Origin of the sequence: Bradyrhizobium sp. i1.15.2 (assembly GCF_040548425.1) — a bacterium.
Lineage (GTDB): Bacteria > Pseudomonadota > Alphaproteobacteria > Rhizobiales > Xanthobacteraceae > Bradyrhizobium > Bradyrhizobium canariense.
In genome coordinates this window covers 160015-176471 of the sequence record NZ_JBEPRQ010000011.1, presented here as the reverse complement: position 1 = coordinate 176471, position 16457 = coordinate 160015, and the positions used below count along the sequence as shown (strand labels likewise).

The window sequence follows — 16457 nt, the reverse complement described above, 5'->3', positions numbered from 1 at the left end:
CGATGTCGGCCGGCGATGAGCCCGAGCAGGGCGCCAACCCACAGAAGGTCCTCAACGGCCTCTACATCTTTGAGATTGAGATGCGCGACGGCAAGCGCGGCCAGGCCAAAGGCGTCGTCGTGCTCTGCGATGGCCGCATCATGGGCGGTGACAGCTATTTCTATTACACCGGCAGCTACACCTTCCGGAACGGGAAATGGCGCGGCGACATGACCGTCAATCAGCACACCGAGGCCGTCGGCAAGCCACTCGCGTTCGGCGGCAGGGAAGTGACCTGCGGCTTTTCGGGCGACTACTCCGCCGACGGCGCCGAGGTCGAAGGCATGGCGCTGGTTGGCAAGACCAGCGTGACATTCACGGCGCGGCTCACGCTGAAGGACCCGATGTGAGACCCGCCTGAGATGTGAGACCGCGTGATCAGCCCTCGTTCCTGATCAGGAACCTTCGCACCCACAGAACGTTCGCGTCTGTTGTTGCGAATTTCCGAGGAGAGGGACCATGCGCAAGCACTTGATGTTATCGACCGCAGCTATCGGACTGATGCTTGCTTCCGGCTTCGCCTACGCCCAGGCGCCCGGTGAGCGAAGGGACGAGCCGAGACGGACCGAGGAGCCGGCGAAAGGCGCCGCACCGCAACACGGCGGCGGCCAAGAGCGTGTTCAGGAGCGTGCTCAAGAGCGCGCGCAGGGCGCCCAGGAACGATTGCAGGGCGCGGGCCGCGAGGAGAAGGGCGGCGCTGCCAGGCAGGACGCGAGTGACGATAAGCGCCAGCCGGCCAGTTCTGCCGAGCGCAACCAGCCGAAATCGAAGGATCAGGCGCAAGAATCCCGCGAGCCCTCGCGCGATCGCAACCGCGATGCCGAGAGCACGAAACCCGGACGCGACAGCAAGAGCAGTGCTGAGACGAAGCAGGACAAATCCGCGCAGCAGAAATCAACGGCAGAGTCCGAGAAGTCCAAGTCAGGCACGTCTAGCCAGCAGAACGAGCGCACGGGTGCCGCAGCCAACCAGAACGAGCGCAACCAGACCCAGCCGCCGCGCAACGCGGCCGAGCAGCAGCCGCCGGCGCAGCAGAACAACCGGCCGGCCACCGCGACCGACACGAACCGGACGGCCCCGACCAACAATGCGCAGAGCGCACCTGCCAGTTCGGGCACGCAGACCAACCAAGCCAACCAGACCACGCAGACCAACACGCAAGCCAATCAGCAGGCGCAGGTAACCTCCGAGAAGCAGGTGCGGATTTCTGAAACGGTGAGCCGTGCACGCCTGGCGGAGCCGGAGCGCAATCTGAACATTTCGATCCGGGTCGGCGAGACCATTCCCTCGCGCGTGCGCCTTCACAGGCTTCCGCCCGAGATCGTCTCGATCGAGCCCGAATATCGCGACTACGAATATTTTGCGACCGGCGATGACGTCGTCATTGTGGAGCCGCGGACGCATCGCATCGTGAGCCAGGTGCCCCGCGATCCGTCGCGAGCACGTGCGCAAATGAGCGGCGGCACCTCATCGGGCATGGCTGCGGCAGGAGGGAGCGCGGCCGGGGGCAGCAATGTGAACTGCCAGATCATGCGGCGTGACGCCTCGGGCAATGTGGCCCAGGCAGAGCCCTCGACCGTAGGCTCGACCGCGCGAACCGATTCTCTGAGCGTGACTGTCCAGATGCCCGGCGGCGGCTCGTCCGCGCCGATCGCCCTCGGCGCTCCCGCGGGCAACATCGTGGTGGCGACGCAAGGGCAGGGCGACTGCACGGTGACGATCGAGCCCCAGACGCGCTAGCGCCCGTGTCGGCATAACGACGCCAAAACGACTTCGCGCCGCACGGCTGATCAAGCCGGCGGCGCGAAATCACGTTCAATCTAGAAAGTCCCGAGGTCCGGAGTGCCTAGGAGTCCGGACCTCGTAACCTTGCCCCAGCCTTTGATCCCCCCGCCCCATGTGGTCCCCCAACCCCATGTTGCGCGATCAGAGGGTGATGCCCTTGGAAGGCCGCCGATCGATGTCCCGCGATGTACGCGACATCAGAATAGGATTCCATTCCGGATCACTACGGATTTCATCGCACTTGATCCGAGCGCGGATGCATGCGTCTGCACTCGCCGCTGCCTGAATTCGATGCACGCGATCGCGGGGATGTCCACATCTCCTCAGCGCTGCGGAACCTGCATTTCACCGGCCTGTCATTGAACTGGTCTAGCGCTGCTCCCGTCATTGTTGACGGCCGAGGAGCAAGCCATGTCGAAGCCGGTACTGGGCGCCGCATTGTCCATCAAATCGATCCCTGCGCATCGCGACTGGCTTCTCGAACGGCAGCGCGATCTCGAAATTCAGGATTTTTTTCGCGCGGACTTGCTCGACGGCGACTGGCGAAGTGCTGCTAGCGAAATTAAGCAGATGCTCTCAGGTCACACCGGCCGGCTCGGCATCCACGGACCGTTCTGGGGCTTCGCGATCGGTAGCCACGACCCGATGATCCGCCAAGTCGTGACGAAACGCCTGCTTCAGGGCCTCGAAGCCGCCGAGTTTCTCGGCGCGACGCAGATGGTGATCCATTCGCCATTCACGACCTGGGACCACAACAACCTCGACCTCTATCCAGATAATCGCGGCAATCTCGTCGAACGCGTCAAGGCGACACTCGCCGAGGTGATCGTGCGCGCCGAAACCATCGGCTGCGAGATCGTCATCGAGAACATCGAGGACAAGGATCCGCGCGATCGCGTGCGTCTCGCCAAGGCGCTCGAAAGCAGCAAGGTGCGCGTCTCCCTCGACACCGGCCACGCCAACTACGCGCACATCTCCACCGGCGCGCCGCCGGTCGACTACTATGTCGAGACCGCCGGCGACATGCTGGCGCATGTGCATCTCCAGGATACCGACGGCTTTGCTGACCGGCATTGGGCGCCGGGCGAGGGCAACATCCCGTGGATCGCCGTGTTCCGCGCGCTGGGCCGGCTGACCTCAAACCCCCGACTGATCCTCGAACTTCGCAACCACGACGACGTCCGCGCTGGCGCAGCCCATCTGGCCGCGCTCGGTCTCGCCGAATAGCCGACAAAAAAACCGGCAGGGGTTATCATCATGAGCAAGCTCACGCGCCGTACCATCCTGAAGTCCGGCAGCATTGCCGCAGGCACGCTGCTGCTGCCGCGCTTTGCGATCGGGCAGGCCGACAACCGTCCCTCGGTCACCATCGCGGTGCAGAAGGTGACGAATTCGAACGTGCTCGACGTGCTGCGCGAGCAGTCCAATGTCGGCGAGCGGGTGTTCTTCTCCTCGATCTGGGAAGGCCTGATCTCCAAGAACTGGCGCGGCAGCCTTGAGGCCGTGCCGGGGCTTGCCACCGAGTGGCGCCGTATCGACGACCAGACCGTCGAGGTGAAGCTGCGCCAGGGCGTCAAATTCCACAATGGCGACGAGCTGACGGCGGAGGACGTCGTCTTCACGTTCAGCCGCGAGCGCATGTTCGGTGAGACCGAGGCCAAGAGCCGCAGCACCATCCAGGCCTTTGAGAAAATTCCGACGCCGCGGCCGGGCAAGGAACTGCCGCCGGACGTTCCGGCGGTTGCACGCCGGATCTGGCCGGATCTCGTCCGCGTCGATGCCGTCGATAAATACACCGTGCGCTTCTACAACGCGACGCCCGACGTCACGATCGAGGGTCGGCTGTCGCGCTACGGCTCAGATATCGCGAACCGCCGCGCCTGGGCTGAATCCGCGAGCTATCTCGACTGGGCGCGCAAGCCTGTTACCACCGGGCCCTACAAGGTTGTCGAACTCAAGCCCGACGTGTCGCTGACGCTGGAAGCCCACGACGAATATTGGGGCGGCCGTCCACCGCTCAAGCGCATTCGCTTCCTCGAGGTCCCGGAGGTCGCGAGCCGCATCAACGGGCTGCTGTCGGGCGAGTACCAGTTCGCCTGCGACATCCCACCGGACCAGATCGCGGGCATCGAGAAGAACGCGACCTTCGAAGTGCAGGGCGGCACCATCCTCAATCATCGTCTGACCGTATTCGACAAGAACCACGCCCAGCTCGCCAATCCGCTTGTAAGGCGCGCCTTCACCCATGCGATCGACCGCCAGGCGATCGTCGACAGCCTGTGGGCCGGTCGCACCCGCGTCCCGAAGGGCCTGCAGTGGGAGTTCTACGGCGACATGTTCAATGCCGATTGGAACGTGCCGGCCTACGATCCCAAGCTGGCGCAGGAGCTGCTGAAGCAGGCCAACTACAAGGGCGACCCTATTCCGTATCGCCTGCTCAACAATTACTACACCAACCAGGTCGCGACCGCGCAAGTGCTGGTCGAGATGTGGAAGTCGGTCGGTCTCAACGTCCAGATCGAAACCAAGGAGAACTGGTCGCAGATCATGGAACGTGCGCCGACGCGCGCGGTCCGCGACTGGTCGAACTCGGCCGCCTTCAACGATCCCGTATCGTCGCTGGTTGCCCAGCACGGCCCCAACGGCCAGCAGCAGCAGATCGGCGAGTGGACAAATGCCGAGCTGAACACGCTCTCGGAGTTCCTGGAAACCTCGATCGATCGTGCCGCCCGCAAGAAGGCGTTCCGCCGCATGCTGGAGATCGCCGAGCGCGAAGACCCGGCCTATACGGTGCTGCACCAGAACGCGACCTTCACGGCCAAGCCGAAGTCGATCAAGTGGAAGGCGTCGCCCGCCTTCGCGATGGATTTCCGCGCCGGCAATTTCGAGGCCTGATCGGTGGCGCCGCTGATCAGCATCAAGGACCTCAGCGTCGCCTTCCACGGCGTGCCAGTCCTGCGCGGTGTCGATCTCGCCTTGCACAAGGGCGAGGCGCTTGGCCTCGTCGGCGAGTCCGGATCGGGTAAGTCGGTGACGTGGCTTGCGGCCCTCGGCCTGTTGCCGCGGAATGCCCGCGTCTCGGGCTCCGTTCGTCTCGACAGTCGCGAGATCCTCGGTGCGCCCGCCGCCGAGCTCGACCGTATCAGGGGCGGGCGCGTCGCCATGATCTTCCAGGATCCCGCGAGCGCACTCAATCCCGTGCTGACCATCCGCAAGCAGCTCTGCGAGTCCTTGGCGCTGCATCGCGATATCTCGGGTGGCGCGGTGAAAGCGGAAGCGCGGCGGCTGCTCGATCTGGTCGGCATTCCCGACGCGACGCGCAGGCTCGAAGCCTATCCGCACGAATTTTCCGGCGGCCAGGTCCAGCGCATCATGATCGCGATGGCGCTCGCCGGAAATCCAGACCTGCTGATCGCGGATGAGCCGACTACGGCGCTCGACGCCACGATTCAGGCGCAGATTTTAGAACTGCTCTCGACTATCCGCCGCGAGATGGGCATGGCGATGGTCCTGATCAGCCACGATCTCGGCGTGGTCGCGGAAAACTGCGACCGCGTGGCCGTGATGTATGCGGGCCGCATTGTCGAGGAGGCGCCGGCGAACCAGCTATTCGCCGATCCCGTCCATCCCTATGCGCAGGGCCTGATCGGTGCGCTGCCGCCGCTCGACGGACCGAGGCGCCGCCTGACCGCCATTCCCGGAACGGTGCCCGATCCCGCGAGCATGCCTGATGGCTGTGCCTTCGCGCCGCGTTGTGCGCTGGCAGAAGCGCCGTGCGGCATTGTGGCTCCAAGCCTCGCGCCCATCGCGGAGGATCGCGCCGTGGCCTGCATCCGCGCCGAGGCTTCGCGTCGCGCACTGCTCGGGATCGCCGCCGAATGAGCCGTCCGCTCGTCGAAGTGTCCTCGATTTCGCGCAGTTATAGCATGCGCTCCGGGATGTTCGGCCGAAGTGCCGCCATTCATGCAGTCCATGGCGTGTCGCTGACGATTCCCAGGGGCGAGACGCTGGGCCTCGTCGGCGAGTCCGGCTCGGGAAAGTCGACCACCGGCCGCATCGTGCTCGGCCTCGAGCCGCCGGATCACGGCGAGGTGCGGTTCGACGACAAGCCGATGGCAACGCCCGGAACGACCGCATGGCGTGCGCAACGCGCGCACATGCAGATGATCTTCCAGGATCCGCTGGGGGCGCTGGACCGGCGGTTGCCGGTCGCCGCCCAAATCCGTGAGCCTCTGGACATTCACGGTCTCGGGACGCCCCTCGAGCGCGAGGAGCGGGTCCGCGAATTGCTGCGCGCGGTCGAACTGACACCCGCACATGGTGCGCGCTATCCGGGTGCGCTCTCCGGCGGACAGCGCCAGCGCATCGTGCTGGCGCGGGCGCTGGCGACAAAGCCGGATTTCCTGGTCTGTGACGAGCCGGTCAGCGCGCTCGACGTCTCGATCCAGGCGCAGGTGGTGAATCTGCTCGCCGATCTCCAGGCGCAGCTTGCGCTGACCTTGCTCTTCATCAGCCACGATTTGCGGGTCGTCCGGCAGATCAGCAATGTGGTGGCCGTGATGTATCTCGGCCGCATCGTCGAGATCGGGTGCGCCGATGATCTGTTCGCGCGGCCGGAGCACCCGTACACGCAAGCACTGGTCTCGGCATCGCCCGCGCCGGGCCGCCGCAGCGCAGGCCGCATTGTGCTGGCAGGCGATCCGCCGAACCCGGCGGCCCGTCCTCAAGGCTGCGCCTTCCATCCGCGCTGCCCGCGCACGATCACGCGTTGTGCAAGCGAGGTACCAGCGCTGTCCAACGTCGGCGGCAACAGGCAGGTCGCCTGTCATCTCGTGACCGGGCCGCAAGTCGAGACGCGGGACGCGGCCTGATGGGACGCTATTTCGCCATTCGGATCGGACGCGCGGCGTTGACGATCGTGCTTGTCGTCACCTTCGCCTTCGTGGTGCTGCGTCTCTCGGGCGATCCCGCGCTGATGATTTTGGGACCGGAAGCGCCGCCGGAAGTCCTCGCCGCCTTCCGCAAGGCGTGGGGGCTCGATGATCCCATCTGGTTTCAGTATCTCGACTATTTTGGCGCGATCGCCAAAGGCGAGCTCGGCCGTTCCATGCGTGACGGCCGGCCTGCGATCGAGCTTGTGCTGGAGCGGATTCCGGCAACCCTGGCGCTGACGCTGCCGGCCTTCGCATTCAAGGTCGCGCTCGGCATTCCCGCCGGCATCTACGCGGCGCTGCACCGTGGCTCGGGAATCGACCGCGCGGTGATGATGACGGCGGTCGCCGGCTTCACCGTGCCGAGCTTCGTGCTGGCGCTGCTGCTCGTGCTCGTCTTCGCCGTGCAGCTCGGATGGCTGCCCTCGGGCGGGCAGGACAGCTGGCGTCACGCCATCCTGCCGATCGTGACACTCAGCCTTGGCGGCGCCGCGGTGCTGGCGCGCTTCACCCGCAGCGCCATGTTGGAGGTCCTGGGCCAGCCCTATATCCGCACCGCCTCGGCGAAGGGCGTGCCGTGGCGAAAAGTCGTGACATCGCACGCACTGCCGAACGCGGCGATCCCGACCGTCACCATTCTGGGCTTCATGGTGGGCACGCTGATCGCGGGCGCGGTCGTGGTCGAGAGCGTGTTTTCGTGGCCGGGGGTGGGGCGCTTGCTCGTCGTCGCCGTCGCCAACCGCGACCTCGCCGTCGTGCAGTGCATCCTGTTGCTGGTGGCGATGACGATGGTCACCTCGAACCTGATCGTCGACTTCCTCTACGGCTTCCTCGACCCGCGGCTGCGCGCCAAGGGGGCGCACGCATGACTGACACCACGCTGAAGGACACGTCTGTCCGCCGCCGCATCAGTCTCCCGGCGATCCCGGTCTCGGTCGCCATCGCGATCGGCTGGATCGTCGCGATGCTGGTGATCGCGGCCTACGCCGAGAAGATCGCCCCCTACGGCTATACCCAGCTCGACCTGCGCAATCGTCTCGCTACACCCGGCAATGTCGCGCACTGGCTCGGTACCGACGAGCTCGGCCGCGACGTGCTATCGCGGCTGCTCGTCTCGATCCGCATCTCGCTCCTGATCGCGTTTGGCGCCACGGCGATCTCGGCCATCGTCGGCACCACGCTCGGTTTCCTCGCCGCGCATTTCCGCGGGCCCGTCGAGCAGCTGGTGCTGATGTTGTCCGACTTCCAGGCCAGCATGCCCTTCCTGATCATGGCGCTCGCGGTGCTGGCCTTCTTCGGCAATTCGCTGCCGCTCCTGATCGGCTTGATGGGATTTTTCGGCTGGGAGCGCTACGCCCGGATCGCGCGCGGCCTTGCCATTTCCGCCAATGCCCAAGGCTATGCGGCGGCGGTCCGGCAGCTCGGCGCGACGCCGGCGCGGATTTACCTCCGGCATATCCTGCCCAACATCGCCTCGACCCTGATCGTGTCGACCACGCTGGTCTTTCCCGAGGTGATCCTGATGGAGTCGGGCCTGTCGTTTCTCGGCCTCGGCGTGCAGCCGCCGATGACCAGCCTCGGCAACATGGTGGGCTACGGCCGCGAGTACCTGACCCGGGCACCCTGGATCATGCTGGCGCCGGCCACCACCATCGTGGTGACCACGCTGGCGGTCTCCGTGATCGGCGACTGGCTGCGCGACCGGCTCGATCCCGAGCTGCAATAGAGCCAAGGGCGCTCTTGTAGCCTGGATGGAGCGAAGCGTAATCGCGGGGGCCGGTCTCGCCCCCGGCGCGCACTTGCCCCGGATTGCGCTGCGCTCCATCCGAGCTACGAAGAGCCCGCGCCGGGAGCAGGGGAGCCCTGTCCGGCTCAAGTTCCCGTTGCGCGCGTTCCCCCCGTGCGCTATCCGGCCGGAAAGGCCTGAGCGGCTTCGAAAATTTGCCCCGCCCGGCCGGCCAAACCCGAGGACGGAAACCGCCATGCCAGCCTATCGCTCCCGCACCACCACCCACGGCCGCAACATGGCGGGCGCCCGCGGCCTCTGGCGCGCAACCGGCATGAAGGATGGCGATTTCGGCAAGCCGATCATCGCGGTGGTCAATTCCTTCACCCAGTTCGTGCCCGGCCACGTCCATCTCAAGGACCTCGGCCAGCTCGTCGCCCGCGAGATCGAGCAGGCCGGCGGCGTGGCGAAAGAGTTCAACACCATCGCGGTCGACGACGGCATCGCCATGGGCCACGACGGCATGCTCTACAGCCTGCCATCGCGCGAGCTGATCGCCGACAGCGTCGAGTACATGGTCAATGCCCATTGCGCCGACGGCATGGTCTGCATCTCCAATTGCGACAAGATCACGCCCGGCATGCTGATGGCGGCGCTGCGGCTCAACATCCCCGCGGTGTTCGTCTCGGGCGGACCGATGGAGGCCGGCAAGGTCACGCTGCAGGGCAAGACCAAGGCGGTCGACCTGATCGATGCCATGGTCGCAGCCGCCGACTCCAAGGTCAGCGACGAGGACGTCAAGGTGATCGAGCGCTCGGCATGCCCGACCTGCGGTTCGTGCTCGGGCATGTTCACGGCCAATTCGATGAACTGCCTCACGGAAGCCCTTGGCCTTGCGCTCCCCGGCAACGGCACGGTGGTCGCAACCCACGCCGATCGCAAACGCCTGTTCGTCGAGGCCGGCCACACCATCGTCGACATCGTGCGCCGCCACTACGAGCAGGACGACGCCTCGGTGCTGCCGCGCAATGTCGCGAACTTCAAGGCGTTCGAGAACGCGATGACGCTGGACATCGCGATGGGCGGCTCGACCAACACCGTGCTGCATCTGCTCGCCGCCGCCCATGAAGGCGAGGTCAAGTTCACCATGCAGGACATCGACCGTCTCTCGCGGCGCGTGCCCGTGCTGTGCAAGGTCGCACCGTCGGTCGCCGACGTGCATGTCGAGGACGTCCATCGCGCCGGCGGCATCATGGGCATCCTGGGCGAGCTCGATCGCGCCGGCCTGATCGACACCTCGGTCTCGACCGTGCACGCGCCGACCATGAGGGACGCGCTGGAGCGCTGGGACATCAAGCGCTCGAAGAGCGAGTCTGTCCGCACCTTCTTCCGGGCCTCGCCCGGCGGCATCCCGACGCAGGTCGCGTTCAGCCAGGAGCGTCGTTACGACGAGCTCGATTCCGACCGCGAGAAGGGCGTCGTCCGCAACCTCGAGCACGCCTTCAGCAAGGACGGCGGTCTTGCCGTGCTCTACGGCAATCTCGCGCAGGACGGCTGCATCGTGAAGACCGCCGGCGTCGACGCCTCGATCCTGAAATTCTCCGGCCCCGCCCGCGTGTTCGAGAGCCAGGACGCGGCCGTCGAAGGCATTCTGGGCGGCAAGGTCGTCGCCGGCGAGGTCGTGGTCATCATCTATGAAGGCCCGCGCGGCGGCCCCGGCATGCAGGAGATGCTGTATCCGACCAGCTATCTGAAATCGATGGGGCTGGGCAAAGCCTGCGCGCTCGTCACCGACGGACGCTTCTCGGGCGGCTCGTCGGGCCTGTCGATCGGCCATCTGTCGCCGGAAGCGGCCGAAGGCGGCAACATCGGTCTCGTCAGGACCGGCGATCGCATCGCCATCGACATCCCGAACCGCAGCATCACCCTCGATGTCTCCGACGAGGAGCTGGCCAAGCGCCGCGCCGCGGAAGAAGCGAAGGGCGACACCGCCTGGCAGGCGATCGGCCGCAAGCGCAACGTCTCGACCGCGCTTCAGGCCTACGCCGCGCTCACCACCAGCGCCGCGCGCGGCGCGGTGCGCGAAGTGAAGCGGCGCTCGAGGTAACAGCGTCTCGTGCGGGCGTGATGCAACTTTCGCGCATCGCGCATGGTCAACAAGTTCTGAACGGCCGGCGCAAGCCGGCCGTTTGCATTAAGGATGCCCCGACGAACTTCGGCAAAGCAAGGTTTTGCGGCGTATACTGCAGCGACCTTCGCAAATCCATTTCGGGCAATTGGGGCACCACAATAATGTCTCGCACTCTCGCTGTCGTTTTCTCGACCGTCGTCGCTGCGATTTCCATGACGAGCGCGGCCTCCGCCGGCTGCTACAATTGCTACACGCCGCCGCCGTGCACGACCTGCTACCGGCAGCAATATGTGCAGCCGCAATACCGCACCGTCGACGAGACCGTGATGGTGTCGCCAGGCGCCGTCGTGGCGCACCGCGCGCCGGCGCAGTACCGCACCGTGATGGTGCCGCAGACCGTGATGGTGGCGCCGCCCAGCGTCCAGTACGAACGCATCCCGCCCCAATACGCCACGCGCCAACGCGTCGAGATGGTCCAGCCGGGCTATTCCTATTACGCCCCGGTGCAGATGGGCTGCGCGTCCTGCGGGTACTGAGCCGGCGAAGCTACGAAAAATTCAAGCGGCGCTCCTTACGGGGCGCCGTTTCGCTTTTGAGGGCGGCAAATGAGGCCTGGAAACGGAAGCGACACCAAACCGGGCTTCGCGGCCGGGAACATGTTTCGCGAATGCGAGCCATTTCCCGATTCGCATGGCCTCGCGGCTGCGGTCTGGGTGGCTGCGCGTCCCGCGTGCTCACACCGCGCAGCTTTTTGAACCGAAGAGAAAGCATTCTTGCTTTCTGATCTCCAGCGCGCAGGCGTTTCGCCTGTCGTGCGTTTGAACACCGTGGAAAAATGCGCCTGCGTGCAGAAGCCAACGGCAAGCGCGACCTCGACCAGCGGCGTTTCGGTGTTTGATAATAGTGACTTGGCACGTTCGATGCGCTGATGCTGGAGATATTCATGCGGACGGTAGCCAGTCGCAATTCGGAATTGCGCCGCGAAGTGCATGCGAGAGAGACCGGCGATGTTTGCGAGGTCGGAAAGACCGATGTCGCGGTCGAAATGCGCTTTGACGTACTCTTCGACACGACGCAGACGCCACTTGGGCAAGCCATTGACCTTGATCTGTGGGCCTTCGAGCCGAGCCACATGCATGGCGAGGGTCCGGCCTATGCAACGTGCAAACTCCCTGTTGGTCGTGTCCCCATACCCGGTCAGCACCTTTGCAAGTTGATCGACGAGAGGATCACGCAACAATACCAGTTCATTCATGCTTTCGGCCGCGAGTAACTGTCGCGTCGATTGCTGTGAAATCATGTAGTCGGCAGAAACGCGGAAGTGCAGGAAGTCACACGGCGAGTGAAATTGCGCGATGATTCGCTTCGACGGCGCCGAGACGTACAGCGTGCCTGCCGGCATGTTGCCATCGAAGATCGCCTGCCCATCGCCGGCGAATGTCAGGCGGGACGCCTTGAGCGCGATTCCCAAAAAATATTGATCGGGTGGTGTCGTCGCTTCGGCACGCAGTGTGGCATCCTGCAGGTTGGTCCAGCGCGAGATTACGATGTCTCTGGCGACGACGCCGGGGTGGACTCGACGCCAGGACTGTTCCTGGTAGAGGCCCTCCGTTTCGAGTAGACTTTCATCTCGCAAGGGACAGTCTCGACGATTGAACGATCGCTCCACTTGTGTGCCGATGGACATCATCCGTTCTTTCCGGGTTTCGCGGCCATTGCGATCGTGAAACCTCAACATGTGCGATAAAGGGAAAGATACGTCTGAAGGCGGATCGATATGGGTTATCGATTGCAAAATATTGCTATATCTCGAAAGAGGCAGTCACTGTCGAACGGAGAGTGTGGCGTCACGTTGCTCCATTGAGGTGCATTGGTCGTCTTAGCAATTCTTAGCAATTCACAACGCGCGGGAGGGTGCCCCATCGCTATCTTGACCTCGTGGCATTTAGGATAAGGGCCGCGAGGATCAAGGAGAATTCAGATGGAACAGCGTAGACGAATCGCCATCGTCACGGGGGGCAGCCGCGGTCTTGGGCGTAACACGATGGTCAGCCTTGCCCGCAGAGGTGTCGATACCATCTTCACATACAAGTCGGCACGCAATGAAGCTGACATGGTGACTGCGCAAGTTAGAGAGATGGAATCCCGCGCCATACCTTTGCAGCTGGATGTCGGCGACGTGAGCGCATTTGGCGGCTTTGTCGCGCAGGTGCGGGAAGCCCTGGCTTGCCTCGGAGCAACGCATTTCGATTATCTGGTCAACAATGCCGGCATTTCACATCACAATTCGTTTGAAATGACGACTGAGGACGAACTCGATGCCCTCTACAGGGTGAATTTCAAGGGCGTGTTTTTCCTGACGCAGAAATTGCTTCCGCTCATCAGAGACGGCGGCAGGATCGTGAACATCTCCAGCGGCCTCGCCCGGATCATCATTCCCGGCAGCGCGCCGTACGGCGCGTTGAAGGGCGCCATTGAGGTCCTTACGCGTTATCAAGCCAAAGAACTGGGCCCGCGTGGGATCGCCGTGAATGCTGTGGCCCCCGGCGCAATGCAGACCGACTTCAGCGGTGGTATTGTGCGCGACAATCCAGCACTTAACAAACGTGTCGCCGATATGACTGCGCTCGGACGTCCTGGTGTCCCGGACGACGTCGGGCCGATGATTGCTTCGCTGCTGTCCGAGGACAACCGCTGGATCAACGCCCAGCGAATCGAGGTCTCGGGCGGCATGGCGATCTAGCTGCCCGCAACGGCTGTGCGGACTCCTTGAAATCAAACCGGGGTCTCGCTATTTGCGTGGCCCCGTTATCTGCCGATGAGAGATCGTCAAGACGGACGGCGGGCTGGGAGGTCGACCCGATCAGACGTGGAAGTCGCACGGCGCCTCCAGAATGCTTGCGGCGGCGACGAGATCGGTCGAGCCCGTTTTCTCCGAATGCGCGCGATAGATTGGGCCGATGAGGGCGAGGGCTTCGTGGATGCGGCGAGTTTGTATCAACAAGCGTGCCAGCGGCACGGCAGCCTTTAATTCCCAACCAGGGGAGGCCTGCATTCCCGCAAGTTCAATGGACTTGCGCAAGGATGACTCGGCGGATTCGAAGTCCGGTTGGGGGCTTCTCAAGATAATTTGGCCTTGTGTGCGCAGAAGGCTCGGAAGGTAGAATTGCTGATTCATTTCCCGGGCCGATGACAGGGCGCCGTCGATCGTCGCGCGCGCCTCGTCATGATTTCCGCACTGGGATAGCCCATCCGCCAGAGCTATCGACGCTGTTGGAGTGAGCATGTGCAGGCGCTCGCGGCTAAGCCGTTCGAGCGCTTGTCGCAATGTCTCAACTCCGGTCGAGAAGTCTCCGGTCATCAAGAGCCATTCTCCCCTCAGCGCCAATGCGGCAGACGTGTGAGTTTTGATCGATAAACGTTCGGCGTGTACAAGCAAGCGCTCGATATACAGGGCCGACTCAACGGTGTTGCCGCTCCAAAGCAAGACAGGTACGGAGTGGGTGATCGCCATGGTGTAGTTGCTTGGCAGAGATATCTCCGCCGCATCGTCCATGGCCTTGATGGCCAGCTTGCAGGCGCTATCGGGGGATCCGCGGAGCCAGACGCAGCGTGCCAGCGAGATCTGGGCCCTCAGGCGATCGTCGTATCCGAACAGATTGATTTTCGCGCGGCCGGTCGTGGCTTCAAGCCTGGAACCGCGCTCGTAGTGGGCGATCGTTGCCAGTTGGTCGCCTGCCATATGACTGGAAGCTGCCATCAGCCATTCAGCATTGATGCGATCTTCAGGAGAATCGCTGCGTTCTGCGATGGCTCCGCTGCGCTTCACGGCGGCCAGCGCCGCTCCGAAATCGCCAGTTCGGTTGAAGAAGAGGGCCAGGTCGCCCAGAAGGCGAAGCTGTTGGGGCGCTTGCCCGAGAGCCTCGGAGAGAACCAACCCACGCTCCAGGGCATTCCGAACCTCCGGCGTATTTCCGAGGGTGTACATCGTGGACACCGCCAGCGCTTCCTGCAGGCGCGCTTCGCTCTCGGGAATTTCGCCGAGGTCGTCTTTAAAGCTTAATGCCAGTTGTGACCAGTGCCGGCATTCGTTCAACAACCAGAGACCGAGAAAGAGCGGGGCGGTGTCGGCCGCAAGCTGAACGCCAAGCGGGCGGGACTTCTCGTTGGAAAATGTCCATTCGAGTGCCTTTCGCAAATTTCCGACATGCGGCGCGTGACGTCCAATATCAGCATAGGTGCCGTGCTCGAGCGCGGTGGCCTTGAACAGCTTCGAAAAATAGAGCGCGTGGCGCGCGGCAATCGATTCAGTCTGTTCGGTCTCGGCCAGCTTGGCGGCCGCGTATGCCCGAGTCGTGTCGGGAAGCCGATAGAAGACGGTGTCACCTTCCCGATGAACCCAGACGAGAGACCGGTCGATCAAGCTCATGATCGTTCTGGAGACGTTGGCGCTATCATGGTCGCCATTGTTCGTGATCGAACACGCGGCGTCCATTGTGAACAGACCGACGAGCATGGAGAGGGCGGATAGGACGCGCTGTTCCTCTCGATTGAGAAGCCTGAAGCTCCAGTCGAGCATCGATTCGAGCGTTCGATGTCGGGGAGCCGCGTCGCGGCGACCAACCAGGCCGAGGTCAACGTTACCGACAATCAGGTTGGCGACCCCAGAAATACCGTAGGTGCCAACCCTGCTGGCCGCCATTTCGATTGCCAGTGCAATTCCGTCGGTTCTTCGGCATATTCCGGAGACGATCGGCGCCTCGATATCGCTCAGCTCGCCATTGAATCCGCTAAACTTGGCGCGATCCAGGAAGAGTTGCACGGCTGGCGTGGCCAGCGCCTGCGCTGCGGTGGGGCACTCCTCCATCGGGCAGGCGAGAGGGCTTAGCAAATGGATCGTCTCGCCGTCGACACGCAGCGCTTCTCGCGACGTCGTCAGCAGATGGACAGCTGGAGCTTGTTGAAACAAGCGCGCGGCCAGACCGGATGTTGAATCGAGGAGATGCTCGCAACTATCAAAGATGATCAGCACGCGTCTGCCGGTGAGGAAGTTCAAAATCTCCTCAACGGGATCGGCGCCTCCGATCCGGCAGCCAATTGCCGAGATGATAGCCTCGGGTATCCGTTCGGGGTCAGAGACGGCGCCGAGATCGACAAAAGCAATATTGTCGTCACCAAACTCCGCTCGCAAACGGTCCGCAACGGCTGTCGCGGTTGTAGTTTTCCCGATGCCTCCGGAGCCGACGATACTTACGAACCGACGTTCAAGGAGAAGTTCGACCAGGCTGTTGACAACATCGTCGCGGCCGACCAGCAACCGGGGTGGTGGCGGCACGCGGCCCGTGAGCCGGGGCGCCGGGGATGCGGTCGGCAGAGACGGCGCCTCGGTGGCCTCTCGCGTGACGGATGCGACGAAGCTGTAACCTACACCGCTGACATTGACGATGTAGCGTGCACCGTCGCGACCGTCTCCCAAAACGCGGCGAAGCGATGCAATGTGTACTCTGACACCCGCATCGTCGACGGCCACGCCTCGCCATGCGAGATCGACCAACTCGCGCCGACTGACGACCTCGCCGGCGCGATCGATCAGGACGATCAACAGGTCGAGCGCGCGAGAGCCGATCCGCACCGGCTTTCCGTCCTTGGTCAGCAAGCGGCGCGCGCGGTCCAGGCGGAAGTTTCCGAACGACGTCGTCGTTTCTCCTGAATGAAGATCGTTGTCGCGCTGGGGCGATAAGGGCGAGGGGGCTTCGGCTCGAACCTTCGCATGAACTGCCACCTGCGACTCCCTTTCCCCGGTCGATAAATATCGTGCGCAGGGCGCAGGCAAAATCTTCCAGAA

13 protein-coding genes are annotated in these 16457 nt (G+C 63.7%); 11 read left to right on the top strand and 2 right to left on the bottom strand.

Annotated elements, in window-relative coordinates:
• Positions 1-2 precede the first annotated feature (2 nt).
• The 10 genes from ABIB80_RS21270 to ABIB80_RS21225 all read left to right on the top strand — a co-directional run bounded on the left by ABIB80_RS21270 (position 3) and on the right by ABIB80_RS21225 (position 11148).
• Complete coding sequence (locus tag ABIB80_RS21270; protein WP_007590950.1) at positions 3-389, top strand: GrlR family regulatory protein; 387 nt, start codon at positions 3-5, stop codon at positions 387-389.
• Positions 390-498: 109 nt separating this feature from the next.
• Complete coding sequence (locus tag ABIB80_RS21265) at positions 499-1779, top strand: DUF1236 domain-containing protein (RefSeq protein ID WP_007590951.1); 1281 nt, start codon at positions 499-501, stop codon at positions 1777-1779.
• 456 nt (positions 1780-2235) lie between these two features.
• Entirely contained in the window at positions 2236-3051 is an 816-nt protein-coding gene (locus ABIB80_RS21260; RefSeq protein ID WP_007590953.1) for a sugar phosphate isomerase/epimerase family protein, read from the top strand.
• 30 nt (positions 3052-3081) lie between these two features.
• On the top strand, positions 3082-4719 hold the full coding sequence (locus ABIB80_RS21255) for an ABC transporter substrate-binding protein (RefSeq protein ID WP_007590955.1): 1638 nt from the start codon (positions 3082-3084) through the stop codon (positions 4717-4719).
• Between the two features lie 3 nt (positions 4720-4722).
• On the top strand, positions 4723-5706 hold the full coding sequence (locus ABIB80_RS21250) for an ABC transporter ATP-binding protein (RefSeq protein WP_007590957.1): 984 nt from the start codon (positions 4723-4725) through the stop codon (positions 5704-5706).
• Positions 5703-6695 (top strand): ABC transporter ATP-binding protein, encoded by a 993-nt coding sequence (locus tag ABIB80_RS21245; RefSeq protein WP_219684333.1) that lies wholly within the window; start codon positions 5703-5705, stop codon positions 6693-6695. Before ABIB80_RS21250 ends, ABIB80_RS21245 begins: the two co-directional genes overlap by 4 nt.
• A complete protein-coding gene (locus ABIB80_RS21240; RefSeq protein ID WP_219684331.1) occupies positions 6695-7624 on the top strand; it encodes an ABC transporter permease in 930 nt (309 codons plus the stop codon). Before ABIB80_RS21245 ends, ABIB80_RS21240 begins: the two co-directional genes overlap by 1 nt.
• Complete coding sequence (locus ABIB80_RS21235; RefSeq protein ID WP_219684330.1) at positions 7621-8481, top strand: ABC transporter permease; 861 nt, start codon at positions 7621-7623, stop codon at positions 8479-8481. The genes ABIB80_RS21240 and ABIB80_RS21235 overlap by 4 nt, the downstream gene beginning before the upstream one ends.
• Before the next feature lie 256 nt (positions 8482-8737).
• A complete protein-coding gene (gene ilvD, locus ABIB80_RS21230) occupies positions 8738-10588 on the top strand; it encodes a dihydroxy-acid dehydratase (RefSeq protein WP_219684328.1) in 1851 nt (616 codons plus the stop codon).
• 236 nt (positions 10589-10824) lie between these two features.
• Positions 10825-11148 carry a hypothetical protein gene (locus tag ABIB80_RS21225; protein ID WP_354128248.1) on the top strand — a complete coding sequence of 108 codons (324 nt, stop codon included), beginning with the start codon at positions 10825-10827 and terminating at the stop codon, positions 11146-11148.
• Positions 11149-11183: 35 nt separating this feature from the next.
• On the opposite strand, the gene ABIB80_RS21220 is transcribed toward ABIB80_RS21225, so the two are convergent.
• Positions 11184-12299, bottom strand: coding sequence for a helix-turn-helix domain-containing protein (locus ABIB80_RS21220; protein WP_219684369.1), 1116 nt, complete (start codon positions 12297-12299; stop codon positions 11184-11186).
• 294 nt (positions 12300-12593) lie between these two features.
• Between ABIB80_RS21220 and ABIB80_RS21215 the strand changes: the two genes are divergently transcribed.
• Positions 12594-13355 carry an SDR family NAD(P)-dependent oxidoreductase gene (locus tag ABIB80_RS21215; protein WP_219684327.1) on the top strand — a complete coding sequence of 254 codons (762 nt, stop codon included), beginning with the start codon at positions 12594-12596 and terminating at the stop codon, positions 13353-13355.
• Positions 13356-13475: 120 nt separating this feature from the next.
• Here the strand turns inward: ABIB80_RS21215 and ABIB80_RS21210 are convergent, their stop codons facing one another.
• The gene (locus ABIB80_RS21210; RefSeq protein WP_354128240.1) at positions 13476-16394 is read right to left on the bottom strand and encodes an ATP-binding protein; all 2919 of its coding nucleotides are present in this window, start codon (positions 16392-16394) and stop codon (positions 13476-13478) included.
• Positions 16395-16457 lie beyond the last annotated feature (63 nt).